This is a genomic window from Rhizobium sp. SVR5-9E, from assembly GCF_056755095.1.
This window is the reverse complement of the sequence record NZ_JBNDHS010000043.1, coordinates 36986-52112: the sequence shown is the minus strand read 5'-3', so window position 1 is coordinate 52112 and position 15127 is coordinate 36986. Positions and strand designations below refer to the sequence as shown.

13 protein-coding genes are annotated in these 15127 nt (G+C 61.6%); 6 read left to right on the top strand and 7 right to left on the bottom strand.

Annotated elements, in window-relative coordinates:
• Nucleotides 1-332 precede the first annotated feature (332 nt).
• The 4 genes from lhpI (at nucleotide 333) to ACPYOJ_RS19365 (ending at nucleotide 5716) form a co-directional block, all read left to right on the top strand.
• On the top strand, nucleotides 333-1280 hold the full coding sequence (gene lhpI / locus ACPYOJ_RS19380; RefSeq protein ID WP_481417698.1) for a bifunctional Delta(1)-pyrroline-2-carboxylate/Delta(1)-piperideine-2-carboxylate reductase: 948 nt from the start codon (nucleotides 333-335) through the stop codon (nucleotides 1278-1280).
• Between the two features lie 5 nt (nucleotides 1281-1285).
• Nucleotides 1286-3742 (top strand): ATP-dependent helicase HrpB, encoded by a 2457-nt coding sequence (gene hrpB / locus ACPYOJ_RS19375; RefSeq protein ID WP_481417697.1) that lies wholly within the window; start codon nucleotides 1286-1288, stop codon nucleotides 3740-3742.
• Between the two features lie 20 nt (nucleotides 3743-3762).
• Nucleotides 3763-5073, top strand: coding sequence for an ActS/PrrB/RegB family redox-sensitive histidine kinase (locus tag ACPYOJ_RS19370; protein WP_481417696.1), 1311 nt, complete (start codon nucleotides 3763-3765; stop codon nucleotides 5071-5073).
• 67 nt (nucleotides 5074-5140) lie between these two features.
• Nucleotides 5141-5716, top strand: coding sequence for an ActR/PrrA/RegA family redox response regulator transcription factor (locus tag ACPYOJ_RS19365; RefSeq protein WP_168831913.1), 576 nt, complete (start codon nucleotides 5141-5143; stop codon nucleotides 5714-5716).
• A 2-nt stretch (nucleotides 5717-5718) separates the two neighbouring features.
• Here the strand turns inward: ACPYOJ_RS19365 and ACPYOJ_RS19360 are convergent, their stop codons facing one another.
• Nucleotides 5719-6213, bottom strand: coding sequence for an MmcB family DNA repair protein (locus tag ACPYOJ_RS19360; RefSeq protein ID WP_481417695.1), 495 nt, complete (start codon nucleotides 6211-6213; stop codon nucleotides 5719-5721).
• A gap of 168 nt (nucleotides 6214-6381) precedes the next feature.
• Here ACPYOJ_RS19360 and ACPYOJ_RS19355 point away from each other — a divergent pair, with 168 nt between their 5' ends.
• Nucleotides 6382-7065 carry a L,D-transpeptidase gene (locus ACPYOJ_RS19355; protein ID WP_481417694.1) on the top strand — a complete coding sequence of 228 codons (684 nt, stop codon included), beginning with the start codon at nucleotides 6382-6384 and terminating at the stop codon, nucleotides 7063-7065.
• A gap of 63 nt (nucleotides 7066-7128) precedes the next feature.
• Here ACPYOJ_RS19355 and ACPYOJ_RS19350 read toward each other — a convergent pair whose 3' ends face one another.
• The 6 genes from ACPYOJ_RS19350 to hslV form a co-directional block, all read right to left on the bottom strand.
• Nucleotides 7129-9300, bottom strand: coding sequence for a malate synthase G (locus ACPYOJ_RS19350; protein ID WP_481417693.1), 2172 nt, complete (start codon nucleotides 9298-9300; stop codon nucleotides 7129-7131).
• A gap of 90 nt (nucleotides 9301-9390) precedes the next feature.
• Entirely contained in the window at nucleotides 9391-10800 is a 1410-nt protein-coding gene (locus tag ACPYOJ_RS19345) for a cytochrome P450 (protein ID WP_481417692.1), read from the bottom strand.
• Nucleotides 10801-10845: 45 nt separating this feature from the next.
• A complete protein-coding gene (locus ACPYOJ_RS19340) occupies nucleotides 10846-11793 on the bottom strand; it encodes a DUF1402 family protein (protein ID WP_481417691.1) in 948 nt (315 codons plus the stop codon).
• A 189-nt stretch (nucleotides 11794-11982) separates the two neighbouring features.
• Nucleotides 11983-13290 carry an ATP-dependent protease ATPase subunit HslU gene (gene hslU, locus ACPYOJ_RS19335; RefSeq protein WP_168831907.1) on the bottom strand — a complete coding sequence of 436 codons (1308 nt, stop codon included), beginning with the start codon at nucleotides 13288-13290 and terminating at the stop codon, nucleotides 11983-11985.
• Entirely contained in the window at nucleotides 13287-13811 is a 525-nt protein-coding gene (locus ACPYOJ_RS19330) for a GNAT family N-acetyltransferase (RefSeq protein ID WP_481417690.1), read from the bottom strand. Before ACPYOJ_RS19330 ends, hslU begins: the two co-directional genes overlap by 4 nt.
• On the bottom strand, nucleotides 13798-14325 hold the full coding sequence (gene hslV / locus ACPYOJ_RS19325) for an ATP-dependent protease subunit HslV (protein ID WP_481417689.1): 528 nt from the start codon (nucleotides 14323-14325) through the stop codon (nucleotides 13798-13800). The genes ACPYOJ_RS19330 and hslV overlap by 14 nt, the downstream gene beginning before the upstream one ends.
• A 178-nt stretch (nucleotides 14326-14503) precedes the next feature.
• On the opposite strand from hslV, the gene hisB reads away from it, so the two are divergent.
• The gene (hisB, locus tag ACPYOJ_RS19320) at nucleotides 14504-15112 is read left to right on the top strand and encodes an imidazoleglycerol-phosphate dehydratase HisB (RefSeq protein WP_168831904.1); all 609 of its coding nucleotides are present in this window, start codon (nucleotides 14504-14506) and stop codon (nucleotides 15110-15112) included.
• Nucleotides 15113-15127 lie beyond the last annotated feature (15 nt).

Sequence of the window (15127 nt, the reverse complement as noted above, 5' to 3'; positions counted from 1 at the left end):
AAACTTCGTCGCCAGCAGCGCCGCCGCCCTCGTTCAGTGACGCGGCTTATAAGTCCTTCCCTCAGACATAGTCAACACCACCAATCCAACTTTTTTGACATTTTTATAACAGATTGATTCCTATGGGGAATTTTTGGCGATGGTGGAGACTGACCAAATTTCCGGGCAATTTGCGATTCCAGGAGACATCGTTTTGCCGAATGTTCCCTGCTCGCCAGCGTTCATGCCAATTCCCTTATATAGAAACACCGCCGTCACTTTCCAGACCCGCTTGGCTGCGCCGCGCTCAATCGCTAGTTTGGGTTCCCCGATGCTCGGCTATGGAGACTGAAATGCTCGTCCTCGATGAAACACGAACACGTGCAGCGCTGCCCTGGGCGGAACTGATCGAGGCGATCGCCGCGATGTTTAACGACGGGTGCGTCATGCCGGTGCGCCATCATCACGACATGGACGTGCCCGGCGAAGAAAATGCCACGCTGCTTCTGATGCCAGCCTGGGTGCCTGGGCGCTATGCCGGCGTGAAGATGGTTTCGGTCTTTCCAGGGAATGCGATGCGCGCCATGCCTGCGATATTCGGCACCTATCTTCTGTCTTCGGGTAGAACAGGCGAGATGCTTGCCGCGATCGACGGCGGCGAACTGACGGCACGGCGGACGGCCGCGACCTCGGCGCTGGCGGCGCGCTACCTCGCACGGCCCGAAGCGGCCGATCTGCTGGTCTGCGGCACCGGCCGCCTGTCGCTCAATCTGATGCAGGCGCATGCGGCAGTCCGGCCGATCAAGCGCATTCATGTCTGGGGACGCAGTCTCGCAAACGCTGAGAAGATTGCCGCGGAAGCACGCGACCTCGGCCTGCCCGCCGAAGCCGTGACCGGCATCGAAGCGGCCGCCCGCCAGGCGGACATCATCTCCTGCTGCACGCTATCGAGCGAAACGCTGATTTCCGGCGCATGGCTGAAGCCCGGCGCGCATCTCGATCTGGTCGGCGGCTTCAAGCCCGGCATGCGCGAGAGCGACGACGAGGCGATCCGCCGCGCCTCCGTATTTGTCGACACCCGGGCTGGTGCGATGAAGGAAGCGGGCGATATCGTTCAGCCGCTCGAAAGCGGTGTGCTCAAAGCCGACGCGATCAGGGCGGAGCTTGCGGAACTCGTTCGCGGCACGTCAGCCGGGCGCCGGGCGCCAGACGAGATTACGCTCTTCAAGTCCGTGGGCGCCGCACTCGAGGATCTCGCCGGAGCGATCCTCGCCTATGAAACCGTAATCGACGGGAAATAAGCGGAATGCCAGTTCTGCCGGAGCTTCCGGTCTCTCATGTTCTCGCCGATATCGGAACCGCGCTTGCCGAAAGCGGACGGGCGGTGCTTTCGGCACCGCCAGGGGCCGGCAAGACCACGCTTGTGCCGCTCTATCTGCTCGACCAGCCGTGGCGCAACGACGGCAGGATCATCGTTCTCGAGCCGCGCCGGCTGGCTGCCCGGGCGGCGGCAAGCCGCATGGCCTCGTTGCTCGGCGAGCAGGTGGGCGAGACGGTCGGCTACCGCATGCGCCTCGACAACCGGATTTCCGCGAGAACCCGTGTCGAGGTGGTGACCGAAGGCGTCTTTGCGCGCATGATCCTCGACGATCCGGAACTTTCCGGTGTTGCCGCCGTCATCTTCGATGAGTTTCACGAACGGTCGCTCGATGCGGATTTCGGGCTGGCGCTTGCCCTCGACGTGCAATCGGCGCTTCGGGAAGATCTGCGCATTCTGGTGATGTCGGCGACACTCGACGTGGAGCGGGTGGCAGCTCTCCTCAACAATCCGCCGGTGATCGAAAGCATGGGAAGAAGCTTTCCGATCGAGATCCGCTATCAGGATCGGCCGGGGGGCGAGCGCGTGGAGGATGCCGTCACGAGGGCGATCATCGATGCTCATACGCATGAGACGGGATCGATCCTCGCCTTCCTGCCCGGGCAGGCCGAAATCACCCGGACCGTGGAGCGGCTCGATGGCCGGTTCGGACCGGATACCTTGATTGCGCCGCTCTACGGCAATCTCAGCCAGAAGGAGCAGGATGCGGCAATCCGGCCGGCGCCGGTGGGCAAGCGCAAGATCGTGCTTGCCACCTCGATCGCGGAGACGTCGATCACCATCGACGGCGTGCGCATCGTCATCGACAGCGGGCTGCAGCGATTGCCCGTTTTCGAAGCCTCGACCGGCATCACGCGGCTCGAGACCGTGCGCGTGTCGCGCGCTTCCGCCGACCAGCGCGCCGGGCGCGCGGGCAGAACGGAGCCCGGCGTTGCGGTCCGCCTGTGGCATCAGGGGCAGACGGCTGCCCTTCCCGCTTTCACGCCGCCGCAGATTCTTTCGAGCGATCTTTCCGGCCTGGTGCTCGATCTCGCGCATTGGGGCGTCCAGGATCCGGCGTCGCTCGCCTTCGTCGACCAACCGCCCGAAACCGTGCTGAAGGAAGCGCGCACACTGCTTCGCGAGCTCGGCGCCCTGGAGAGCGACGGAGCCTTGACAGAGCGGGGACGAACGATGCGCGACCTTGCGCTGCCGCCGCGGCTCGCCGCCATGGTGGTCTCGGCCGGCGAAAGCGGGCATGCGAAAGAGGCCGCCATGCTTGCCGTTCTCCTGACGGAACAGGGGCTCGGCGGCGCGAGCATCGACATCGAGGAGCGCTTGCGCCGTTTCAAGACCGAGAAGGGCGAAAGAGCGGATGCTTCACGGCGGCTTGCCGCCCGCCTCGCGAACGGGTTGGACAAAATATCCTCCAGCGCGCCGCCGCTTGCCGGTCAGCTCCTGATCCATGCCTTCCCGGACCGGGTGGCCCTGCAGCGCGGCGCACGCGGGCGCTACGTGATGGTAAACGGCCGCGGCGCGGAGCTGCCGGAGACGGAACGGCTGGCGGGCAGCCAGATGCTGGTGATCGCCGACCTGACAGGACGCGCTGCGCAGGGGCGTATCCTGGCCGCGGCGGAGATCTCCCGGAGAGACGTCGAGGCCGAACTGCCGGATGCCATCAGCACCGGCGAGCAGGTCTATTTCGACCTGCCGAGCAGGCAGGTGCGCGCAAGGCGGGCGACGCGCCTCGGCGCGATCGTTTTCGATGAAACGCCGCTGGCCCGGCCGACGGGGGACGCAGTCGTCAAGGCGCTGGCGGATGGCGTGCGCCAATTGGGCCTCGATGTGCTGCCCTTTTCAAAGGAAGCGATCCAGCTGCGCGAGCGGATCGGATTTCTGCATCGGACACTCGGCGAGCCCTGGCCTGACGTCAGCGATTCCGCGCTGCTGGAACGGCTGGATGAATGGTTTACGCCCTACCAGACCGATGCACGCGGCATTGCGGATATTTCCCCCGGATCGCTCTCCAGCGGGTTGATGACGCTCGTTCCGCACGCGCTGCAGCGTGACCTCAGCCGGCTCGCGCCGACGCATTTTGAGGCGCCCACCGGACAGCGGCATCCGATCCAGTATGACGGCGAGGAGCCGCTGCTGACGATCAGGGTGCAGGAACTTTTCGGATTGAAGCAACATCCGGCGATCGGCGGAGGGCGGCTGCCGCTTCTTCTCGAATTGACCTCCCCGGCGCACAGGCCGATCCAGACGACGCGCGACTTGCCGGGGTTCTGGGCCGGTTCCTGGAGAGACGTGCGCGCGGAAATGCGCGGCCGCTATCCGCGCCACCCGTGGCCGGAACGGCCGGAAGAGGCATTGCCGACGACACGCGCAAAACCGCGTGGTACATAAGGCCTTTCCAGGGAGCGATGATGGTCAACGACGCCGACACCAAACCGCGGGACGACCGGCACAGCAGCCGCAGGCTGCGGCTTCAGACGCTGGTGCGCCTGCGGTGGCTTGCGGTCGCCGGTCAGGCGGCTACCGTTTTCATCGTCACCTTCCTGCTGAAATTTCCGCTGCCACTGGTAGCAAGCATCTCTCTGATCGCAGCACTTGCCTGGGTCAACTTCTACCTGATGATCCGCTATCCGCCGACGCATCGGCTGGAACCGCCGGCCGCCTTCGCGCTGCTTGCGCTGGATCTGTTGCAGCTCTCCGCGCTGCTGTTCATCACCGGGGGCCTGGCAAATCCGTTTGCGGTGCTTGTCTGCGTGCCGGTCATCATTTCGTTTGCTTCGCAGCCGATCCGCTACAGCACCGCACTCATCGTCTTTGCGATGGCCTGCATAACCGTCCTCGCGCTCTCTCCCTTTTCGCTTCCATGGTATAACGGCGCCACGATCAATGTGCACACCGTCATGCAGTTCGGCGTCTGGTGCGCGATTGCCTCGACGATGGCCTTTGCGGCGTTTTATGCCTACCGGGTTTCGATGGAGGCGAGCCAGCTGGCAGATGCGCTGGCGGCGACCGAACTGGTTCTACAGAGGGAAAAGCACCTTTCGCAGCTCGACGGCCTGGCGGCCGCGGCGGCGCACGAGCTTGGTACACCGCTTGCTACGATCAGCGTCGTCGCAAAGGAGATGGAGCGCGAACTGAAGAACGACGACAGGTTTCGCGAGGATGTGCAACTGTTGCGCAGCCAGAGCGAGCGCTGCCGCGATATCTTGAAACGGCTGACCAGCCTTTCGGCCGAGGGCGATGCGCATATGCAGCGGCTGCCGCTGTCGTCGATGATCGAGGAGATCATTGCGCCCTATCGCGAGCTTCCGATCGCCCTGGAGTTGATCGAGAAGAGCCCGCGCAAGGGCGAGCCGGTGACCGAACGCAACGCGGGGATCATGTATGGCCTCGGCAATCTGATCGAGAATGCCGTCGACTATGCCCGCAAAAAAGTGACGGTCACGATCGAACATGACCATGACAGGGTGTTGATCCTCATCGAGGATGACGGCAGCGGTTATACGCCTGATATCCTGGCCCAGATCGGCGAGCCCTACGTCACCAAAAGACAGAATCAGGATACGGCTGGCGGGCTCGGGCTAGGGCTTTTCATTGCCAAGACTCTGCTCGAGCGTTCCGGCGCGACCCTCGCTTTCGGGAACCGCGATCCGGAAAGCCGGGGAGCGCGCATTCGTGTCGAATGGCCGCGCATGCTGCTCGATGCGCATTCGACAAAATGACTGTATCGGCATAATGAAGACACGAGCAGTTGACAAAACGACAGCGGCAACGGCCGGGATTGGAAGCATGACTGAACAAACTCACGAAACTCTTGCCGCCAGCGAACACGACATCGGCCCGGATGCGAGCCTGTTGATCGTCGATGACGACGGGCCATTTCTGCGACGCCTGGCACGCGCGATGGAGACCCGCGGTTTCCAGGTGGAAATGGCTGAGTCGGTTGCGGAAGGGATTGCCAAGTCGAAGAGCCACCCGCCGAAATACGCCGTTGTCGACCTGCGGCTCGGCGACGGTAATGGTCTCGACGTCATCGAAGCGATCCGGCAGCGCCGGGACGACACGCGGATCATCGTCCTGACGGGCTATGGCAATATCGCCACCGCGGTAACAGCCGTAAAGCTCGGTGCTGTCGATTATCTCTCCAAGCCTGCTGATGCGGACGACATCTTCGCCGCCTTGACGCAGCGGCCGGGCGAGAAGGCCGACCTGCCGGAAAACCCGATGTCGGCAGACCGTGTCCGCTGGGAACATATCCAGCGCGTCTATGAAATGTGCGAGCGCAATGTCTCGGAGACGGCGCGGCGGCTCAACATGCACCGGCGTACACTGCAGCGTATACTCGCCAAGCGCGCCCCGAAGTAAGCCTAGAGATCATCGAGGGTGAGCTGTTTGCCGTTCGCCCATTCGGCCAGCATCAATCTCTGTGCTGCGGCACGCGAGAAATTCAGCGTCACCGACTTGCGGGTTGCCGGCGGCAGGCGGTGTTCCGGCGCTTCGCGGACAATATGCGCACCGTAGCCATCCGAAAGGAACAGACCGCATTCCTCCGGGAAGATATCAAGCGGCACGTCCTTGTGCGTCGCAAAGAAAAGCCGGTCGCAATGCAGCCTGTATTCCGGCCATTTGCGATCGACACGGAAATCCTCGACAGAAGTCTTGATCTCGACGATCCAGATTTCACCCTTCTCCGAAATCGTGATCAGATCGGCGCGCCGGCCGCTGGCCAGCGACAGCTCGGGCAGGACCGCGTGGCGCATCTCATGAAGTAATATCTGAGTCCCGCGGCGCACGAGCATAGCCCTGTCCGACTGCCGGCCATCTATTAACGGATTGTTATTGTAAACGCTCAAAATCGTCATGGATTACCGTGTAGCAGGACCGCGTTTTGTTGCAAAAAAACCATCCGGTTTTAATTTGCGCAGCAGGTAACTCTTGTCGCGCTGCAGCATCTTGCAAAGACGAAGTTAATCGAAAATAACCCATCGTCAAAGACCGTTCCTCATTGCCCCTTTTCCTAAGAGATATTCATGTCCATCCGCAATGCATTCCCTGTGTTCGGCCTGATGGCGACCCTGGCCCTGGCCGGCTGCTCCACCACCTCCGATAGCGCTTCCCTGGAAAACAAGCCCTCTGGCCCCACGGTCCAGACCGCGCAGATCTTCGATGACGCCTATGGCGTGACGAAGGATGCCGGATATGCCCTGCCGGCGATCCCCATTCAGAGGGTCAAGCCCGAGTTCCGCCGCCAGATCGTGTCATACGAGACCACGGAACGCCCGGGCACGATCATCGTCAACACGCGTGAGCGCCACCTTTACTACATTCTGCCGGACGGCAAGGCGATGCGCTACGGCATCGGCGTTGGCAAGCAGGGCTTCGCATGGGCGGGCACGGCATACGTCGCCTGGAAGCAGGAATGGCCGACCTGGCATCCGCCGAAGGAAATGGCGGTCCGCAAGCCCGATGTAGCGAAATACGTCGAGGATGGCATGGGACCAGGCCTCGATAACCCGCTCGGTGCACGCGCCATGTATCTCTTCAACGAGCAGGGTCAGGACACCCTTTTCCGTCTGCACGGCACGCCCGAATGGGCGTCCATCGGCACTGCCGCTTCGTCGGGCTGTATCCGCCTGATGAACCAGGACGTGATCGACCTCTATAGCCGCGTCCGTCCTGGAAAGACGACCTCCAAGGTCATCGTTATCCAGTAAGCCAGAAGCCTACCGCATAATAAAGGCTGCCGGAGACCTCTCCGGCAGCCTTTTTGCTTGGTGCTAGACCGCCCGGCTTCGTTTCAGTTCAAGCCGGCGGCGGTGAAGAACGGGCTCGGTGTAGCCGTTTGGCTGCTCCCTACCCTTCAGGACGAGCTCGACGGCAGCCCGGAAGGCAATCGAATCGTCGAAATTGCCAGCCATCGGGATATAGGCCGGATCGTCGGCATTCTGCTGATCGACGACAGCGGCCATGCGCTTCATCGTTTCAATGATCTGCGCCTCGCTGACCACCTTGTGGTGCAGCCAATTGGCCATGTGCTGGGCGGAAATGCGAAGCGTCGCACGGTCTTCCATCAGCCCGACGTTGTTGATATCGGGCACCTTTGAGCAGCCGACCCCCTGATCGACCCAGCGGACGACGTAGCCGAGGATGCCCTGGGCATTGTTGTCGAGCTCCCGCTGGATTTCCTCCGGCGTCCAATTCGGCCGCACGGCCACCGGAACGGAGAGGATGTCGGAGAGCTTGGCGCGGGCGCGATCCTTCAACCCGCGCTGAACGTCAGCCACGTTGATCCGGTGATAGTGTGTGGCATGCAGTATCGCTGCCGTTGGCGAGGGAACCCAGGCGGTATTGGCGCCCGCCTTCGGATGCGCGATCTTCTGCTCGAGCATCGCCGCCATCAAGTCGGGCATCGCCCACATGCCCTTGCCGATCTGCGCATGGCCGGACAGCCCGCATTCCAGCCCGATATCGACGTTCCAGTTCTCATAGGCCGAAATCCACGCCGCCTGCTTCATGTCGCCCTTGCGGATCATCGGGCCGGCTTCCATCGAGGTATGGATCTCGTCGCCGGTGCGGTCGAGGAACCCTGTGTTGATGAAGACCACGCGCTCGCGAGCCGCGCGGATGCATTCCTTGAGGTTCACCGTCGTGCGGCGCTCCTCATCCATGATCCCCATCTTCATCGTGTTCTTCGGCATGCCTAGAAGCTCTTCGACGCGTGAGAAAATCTCAACCGCAAAGGCCACTTCTTCGGGCCCATGCATCTTCGGCTTGACGATGTACATCGATCCCGTGCGCGAATTCTTGCGACGGCCGCCGGCGCCGATATCGTAAAGCGCAATCAGCCCCGTGATCGCGGCGTCCATAATCCCTTCCGGAACCTCATTGCCGTCGCGGTCGAGAATTGCCGGATTGGTCATCAGGTGGCCGACATTGCGCACGAGCATGAGTGAACGGCGGTGCAATTCAAGAGCCGAACCATCCGGTGCCTGATAGGTGATGTCGGGATTGAGCTTGCGGGTGAAGCTCGAGCCGCCCTTGCTCACTTCCTCCTCGAGGTCTCCCTTCATGAGGCCGAGCCAATTGCGATAGACGACAACCTTGTCTTCGGCGTCCACGGCGGCGATCGAATCCTCGCAGTCCATGATGGTCGTGAGCGCCGATTCCAGCCAGATATCGGAAATCTGCGCCAGATCGCTTTTGCCGATCGCGGTGGAGGCATCGATGACGATCTCGATGTGAATGCCGTTGTTCTTCAGAAGGACATGCGTCGGCGCCGCCGCATCGCCGCGATAGCCCGCGAAATGCGTCTGATCCGCCAGCGATGCATGTTCGCCATCCGTCGCGGTGATGGCAAGAGCCCCGTCCTTCACCGCGAAGCGCGCCACATCTTTCCAGCTCCAGCCGTCCAGCGGAACCGCGATGTCCAGAAAATCGCGAACCCAGGCGATAACCTTTTCGCCGCGTTTCGGATTGTAGCCCCTGCCCCTTTCCGCGCCGTCGCTTTCGGGGATGGCATCGGTCCCATAGAGGGCGTCGTACAGCGAGCCCCAGCGCGCATTTGCAGCGTTGAGCGCATAGCGCGCGTTCATGACGGGTACGACGAGCTGCGGTCCGGCGATCGAGGCAATCTCGGGATCGACATTGCTGGTCGAGATCTGGAAGTCCGAGCCTTCCGGCAACAGGTAGCCGATCTCGCGGAGGAAGGCCTCATAAGCGTCCATATGTGCCGGGGCGCCGTTCCGGCGGTACCATTCGTCGATGCGCGCCTGCAGTTGATCGCGTTTCAGAAGCAGCTCACGGTTCTTCGGTGCCAAGTCGTGAACGATCGCCGACAAGCCTGCAAAAAACGCGTCCGCATCGATCGGAAGGCCAGCAAGCGCCTCGCTGACGATGAAGTCGTGAAGGACGGTTTCGATGGAAAGACCGTGCTTTTCAATGCGGCTCATGCAATTTTCCTCCTGCGGACGGCAGCATTTCTGATGCTGCTACTTTGCGCGGCTTTTATTCACAGTCAATTCTGCAATAATCCGAAAGATTTATGCCCCGGCGGAAACAGTGCGCGACGTGACCCGCATCGGCAGACCATTCTGCGGCTGGGTTGTCAGCTTTTGTACCGGCCAGGGTTTCGTCTCGGCCGTCACGTCGAAGCGGAATCGGCTCATCAGGACGGCAAGCGCGATGACCGCTTCCTGCAGAGCAAAAGTGGCACCGATGCAGACACGCGGGCCGGCACCAAAGGGCAGAAACTGGAAGCGCCCGATCTTGCCTCGATTCTCTGGCAGGAACCGTCCCGGCATATAGGCCCTGGGTTTCTCCCAGTAGAGTTCGTGGCGATGCAGCGTCCAGGGCATGATCAGAACGGTGACGCCGGGATCGATTTCGACCGTCTCGCCCGTTGCAGTTGTCCACCGGTCCGCCGCTATCGCGGCGCGGTTGATCGAAGGTGCGGGGGGATAGAGCCTGAGCGCCTCCTCCAAGGCGGCACGCGTGTACGGCATTACGTCAAGCCACCGGACGGGCTCCGCATCGCTGGCGAGAACGCGATCGATCTCTTCCTCCATGGCAGCACGAATATGCGGGCTGTTTGCGACGCAATAGAGCGTCCAGGCGAGCGCCCTCGCCGTCGTTTCGTGGCCGGCGCCGATGAAGGTCAGGATATTGTCTTCGATTTCTTCGTCGCTAAGGCTCCCGCTTGCCGCCTGGTCGAGAAGCAGGGTGAGGAAATCCTCCGGCGTTGTCGCTCGATCGGCCTTCATGCGCCGCAGGCGGGCATCCATCGTGTCGCGCACGATGTTGCGGAACTTGTCGAGGACTTTCCGGCCGCCGATGCGCGTCACGCGCGGAACCCAGGAAGGCGCCCGCAGCAAATCCATCGGATCGACGCGACCCATGCGGTGCAGAAGCGCGTTCACATCGTCGGCGAAGCTGTCGGAGGTGACGATCTCACCCGAAAAGAGCGTGTCGGCGAGAATGGCGAACGTCAGCTCGGTCATGTCGCTGGCGATCTCGAAGACCTTCTCCCCGCTGACTGCCGTGGCGTATTTCCGAGCATAGTCCTCCGCCTGCCGGAGCATCTGGCCGGCAAATCCGTTGGCATGGCGTGGCGTGAAGACCGGCGCGACAGCCTTGCGCGATCGCCTCCACACCTCCCCTTCAGCGGTCAGCAGGCCATCGCGCAGGATCGGGCGCAGGATGAGCTGGCGGACGTCCGACATGCGATAGTTTGCGGCGTTGTCGACCAGCACGTGCTTGATCAGCCCGGGTTCATTGACGATCAACGTGCGTTCCCCGAAGAACCGCGTCTCGACCCACGGCAGCGTGTAGGAGGGCTCGCCCCAGAGCTCCAGGGGATTGCGAAAGATCGTGCGGATGAGCTCAAGCCGGCCCGGCGGCGCGGTGCGCGGCAGCGGTGCGGGTGGAACGAAAGGCTCCGGTCGCATATCCATGGAAATGGCCCTTCGCGGGAAGATCGTCTCCCGCGTAGGCGAAAGTTAGAGCAGGCCCCTGAGCTCGTCCAGCTTGTCGTTGATCAGCCAGCCGTAATAGTTCTCCTCCGGCCAGACCGGGACGCTCGCATCGCGGTTCTTGGCCGCGAGGGCTGCCGCGCGCTGCCTGGAATTGCCGACATTGTAGAGCGTGGCGGTCAGGCCGGGATTTCCCGAAATATCCATGCCGGCGATCTGCTTGTAGTCGTCGATCGATTTCCGAATGGAGGCTGCAACGAAGGCGAGCGAAACATCCGGCTCCATGATGGCGCGGTAGACGGCGCCTGCATCCTTTTCGTTCAGCTTCGGATAGCCGGACACGCGGCTGACCAGATCCGAAAGCATCAACGCTGTCAGCGGGTTCACCTGGCCGAGACCAAAGGTCTGGCCGGCATAGAACGGCTGGAAGAACACGGCGCTGAAGCGGTTGTTCGGAAAACTCTTGCCGCCCACGGACTTGCCGCGGAAATCGCTTTCCCAGACATCTTCGCGGCAGGACCAGAGCGTATAGGAATCGCTTTTGCCGTTGCACGCGGCAAATTGCGGGCGCCCGACAAAGGTATCGACATCCTCGCCATCATAGGCAAAGCGGAAGCTCTCGCCGGCATAGGAGGCAGCCTTCACGTAGTAAGCCTGAAGGCGGTCGTAGGCATCGACATTATAGGTATGTTCGCCGACGATGGCGCCGATGACGTGGATCGGTTCGATGCCGTATGCCGCCGCAGTCTTCCTGATCTTGCCCATCAGCTCGTGATCGGTGGAGAGAAGTTCGTAAACCTTCTCGTATTTACGATCGAATGTCGTCTTGGTCCCTTTGGTACGCCGGACGGATGCGCCGGGGACCGCCGGCTGCTCGACATTGCGGTTACCGGGCGGCACGACCTGCATGGCGTAGGCGGGCACGGATATCAGCGCCGCAACGGCGATCAGGAGGCATGTCAAAAGGCGTCGCACGATCAGCTATTCCGTCTGGTTACATCGTCTTTAGGCGAAGCGCGCTGACTGGACCACAATCTTGGCCGAAAAAAGCCGCAGCCATAAACAAAGCGGGCCTTTCACTAAGAAGTAAAAGGCCCGCTGTCGAGAGTTTAGAATGTCACATCCGCTGCGAGATCCGCAAAGGCTCCAGCCGGTGCGGCTATGTCACAGGATAAAGCGCGAGAGGTCCGTGTTCTGCGCCAGATCGCCGACGTGCTCACGCACGTAGGCCGCGTCGATTGTTACCGCCGAACCGCCGCGATCCGGCGCATTGAAGGAGATCTCGTCCAAGACCCGTTCCATGACGGTCTGCAGGCGGCGTGCACCGATGTTTTCTACCGACGAGTTCAAATGGACAGCGACGTCGGCCAAGGCGTCAATCGCATCGTCGGTGAATTCGAGATGCAGTTCTTCCGTTTCCATGAGCGCGCGATATTGGCGGATCAGGCTCGCCTCCGTTTCGGTCAGGATGCGGCGGAAGTCTTCCTTGTTGAGTGGCCGAAGCTCGACGCGAATCGGCAGGCGGCCCTGCAGCTCCGGCAGCAGATCGGACGGCTTCGAAACGTGGAAGGCACCGGATGCGATAAAGAGAATATGGTCAGTTTTTACCGGCCCGTACTTCGTCGAAACCGTCGTGCCTTCGACGAGCGGCAGCAGATCGCGCTGCACGCCCTCGCGGGAGACGCCCGCTCCCATGCCACCGTCTCGCGCCGCGATCTTGTCGATCTCGTCGAGGAAGACGATGCCGTCGTTCTCGACCGCCCGCACGGCCTCACGCTGAATGATCTCATTGTCGATCAGCTTGTCGGATTCGTCGCGGATCAGATCGGTATAGGAGGCCTTGACCGTCGTGCGGACCTTCTTGGTCCGTCCGCCCAGCGCCTTGCCGAACATCTCGGAGATATTGAGCACCCCGATGTTGGCACCCGGCATACCCGGAATTTCAAACCCGCCCATGCCCGCGCCCGTGTCAGCGACTTCGATATCGATTTCCTTGTCGTCCAGCTCGCCGTTGCGCAGCTTCCGGCGGAAGCTGTCGCGCGTTGCCGGAGAGGCGGTCGCGCCGACGAGTGCGTCAAGGACGCGTTCCTCGGCGCTCATATGGGCCTTCGCCTCGACCTCGGCGCGCTTCTTGTCGCGCGCGAGACCGATGCCGATTTCGACGAGGTCGCGGACGATCTGTTCGACGTCGCGGCCGACATAGCCGACCTCAGTGAACTTGGTGGCCTCGACCTTGATGAAGGGCGCACCTGCAAGCTTGGCGAGACGGCGGGAAATCTCCGTTTTGCCGACGCCGGTCGGGCCGATCATCAAGATGTTCTTGGGCATGACTTCGTCACGCAGATCCGGATCGAGCTGCTGGCGCCGCCAGCGGTTGCGCAAGGCGATCGCCACCGCCCGCTTGGCTTCGTGCTGGCCGATGATGTAACGGTCGAGTTCGGAGACGATCTCCCGGGGAGAAAAAGTGGTCATATCAAGTCCGTTTCTTCGGGTGCGTCCAACGCCATGAAATGGGCCGGACCATAAATGGAAGTTCTTGTGTCGATGTAGCGGAAGCCCGCCTTTTCATAAGCCCTGATCGCTTGCACATTTTCGGGATCAGGGTCGATGACGATGCGCGTGGCCCCGCTGGCGAAAAGTTCGCCGGAAAGCTGCCGGATGATGGCGCTGCCGTGCCCCTTGCCTATCAACTCCGGGATGCCGATCGAAATATCGATGCCCAACGTACCCTTCGGCTGATCCTGATAGGGATGTCCCCCTTCAAGATGCGGATCGTAGCTCTGCAGATAGCCGATCGGCTCTCCGTCCAACTCCACGATCATTGGCCGCGTTTGCGCGCAGGTCATCGCCTCTTCTATCGATGCAAGCTCCGTCGACGGATCGCCCCACCATTTCGCGACGTGCGGCTCCGCGAGCCAGGTTGCCAGCCGGGGAAAATCCTCGCGCTGGACATCGCGAAAGCGGTATCGGGGCGTGGGCTCAGCTCTCGGCATCCAGCGTTTCCACTACCACGTTGTGGTTCGTATAGACGCAGATGTCGGCCGCGATATCGAGCGCACGGCGCGCGACCTCTTCAGCGGATTTGTCGGAATCGACCATGGCACGGGCCGCCGCCAGCGCAAAATTGCCACCGGAACCGATCGCCATGACTCCATGCTCAGGCTCCAGAACATCGCCATTGCCTGTGACCGCCAAGGTGACCGTCTTGTCTGCGACGAGCATCATAGCCTCGAGATTGCGGAGATATTTATCGGTGCGCCAGTCCTTGGCGAGTTCGACGGCAGCGCGCATCAGCTGACCGGGATATTGTTCGAGCTTCTTCTCGAGACGCTCAAGCAGCGTGAAGGCGTCTGCGGTCGCGCCTGCGAAGCCGGCAATGACCTCGCCCTTGCCGATGCGGCGCACCTTGCGCGCATTGCCCTTCATGACGGTCTGGCCGAGGCTCACCTGGCCATCGCCCGCGATTACGACCTTGCCGCCTTTTCGTACCGTAATAATCGTAGTCATCAAAACACCCTTGCCCGCATCACCGGGCGTTACGCCGAGCCGCTCACAGGCTCTGTTTGGACCCTATGTAAGTTGGCGGGCGCCGATTGCAAATGGCGGTCTTTTTCTGCCCAAGCGGTTCTGGATATTTTAGGGAACGCCTGATAAGGAACGGCCGTCATTCCTATGGAGCAGCCATATGGCCGAGACTGCAGCAAGCCGCACGGGTACCGTTTCCCGTAAGACCAACGAGACTTCGGTTTCCGTTTCCGTCAATCTCGACGGTACGGGCAAAGCCAAGATTTCGACGGGCGTCGGCTTCTTCGACCATATGCTCGACCAGCTTTCGCGACATTCCCTGATCGACATGGAGATCGAAACGAAGGGCGACCTGCATGTCGACGATCACCACACGGTCGAAGACACCGGAATTGCCATAGGGCAAGCGATTGCAAAAGCACTCGGTGACCGCCGCGGCATCACCCGCTACGCTTCGATCGACCTTGCCATGGACGAGACGATGACGAAGGCCGCCGTCGATCTTTCCGGCCGTCCATTCCTGGTCTGGAACGTTGCCTTCAGTGCGCCGAAGATCGGTACCTTTGACACCGAGCTTGTGCGCGAATTCTTCCAGGCGCTCGCGCAGAACGCCGGCATCACATTGCATATCTTGAATCACTATGGTGCCAACAATCACCATATTGCAGAGACCTGCTTCAAGGCCGTTGCCCGTGCGCTGCGCACGGCGACGGAAATCGATCCGAGACAGGCGGGCCGTGTTCCCTCGACGAAGGGCACGCTCGTCTAAGCCCCTTGAGGGAGC

What these genes read in the sequence shown, in the direction of transcription:
- ACPYOJ_RS19345 (WP_481417692.1), bottom strand. Translation starts at nt 10,800, where the DNA reads ATGGATATGCGACCGGAGCCTTTCGTTCCACCCGCACCGCTGCCGCGC.
- hslU (WP_168831907.1), bottom strand. Translation starts at nt 13,290, where the DNA reads ATGACCACTTTTTCTCCCCGGGAGATCGTCTCCGAACTCGACCGTTAC.
- hisB (WP_168831904.1), top strand. Translation starts at nt 14,504, where the DNA reads ATGGCCGAGACTGCAGCAAGCCGCACGGGTACCGTTTCCCGTAAGACC.
- hrpB (WP_481417697.1), top strand. Translation starts at nt 1,286, where the DNA reads ATGCCAGTTCTGCCGGAGCTTCCGGTCTCTCATGTTCTCGCCGATATC.
- ACPYOJ_RS19370 (WP_481417696.1), top strand. Translation starts at nt 3,763, where the DNA reads ATGGTCAACGACGCCGACACCAAACCGCGGGACGACCGGCACAGCAGC.
- ACPYOJ_RS19360 (WP_481417695.1), bottom strand. Translation starts at nt 6,213, where the DNA reads ATGACGATTTTGAGCGTTTACAATAACAATCCGTTAATAGATGGCCGG.
- ACPYOJ_RS19330 (WP_481417690.1), bottom strand. Translation starts at nt 13,811, where the DNA reads ATGCCGAGAGCTGAGCCCACGCCCCGATACCGCTTTCGCGATGTCCAG.
- hslV (WP_481417689.1), bottom strand. Translation starts at nt 14,325, where the DNA reads ATGACTACGATTATTACGGTACGAAAAGGCGGCAAGGTCGTAATCGCG.
- ACPYOJ_RS19350 (WP_481417693.1), bottom strand. Translation starts at nt 9,300, where the DNA reads ATGAGCCGCATTGAAAAGCACGGTCTTTCCATCGAAACCGTCCTTCAC.
- ACPYOJ_RS19355 (WP_481417694.1), top strand. Translation starts at nt 6,382, where the DNA reads ATGTCCATCCGCAATGCATTCCCTGTGTTCGGCCTGATGGCGACCCTG.
- ACPYOJ_RS19365 (WP_168831913.1), top strand. Translation starts at nt 5,141, where the DNA reads ATGACTGAACAAACTCACGAAACTCTTGCCGCCAGCGAACACGACATC.
- lhpI (WP_481417698.1), top strand. Translation starts at nt 333, where the DNA reads ATGCTCGTCCTCGATGAAACACGAACACGTGCAGCGCTGCCCTGGGCG.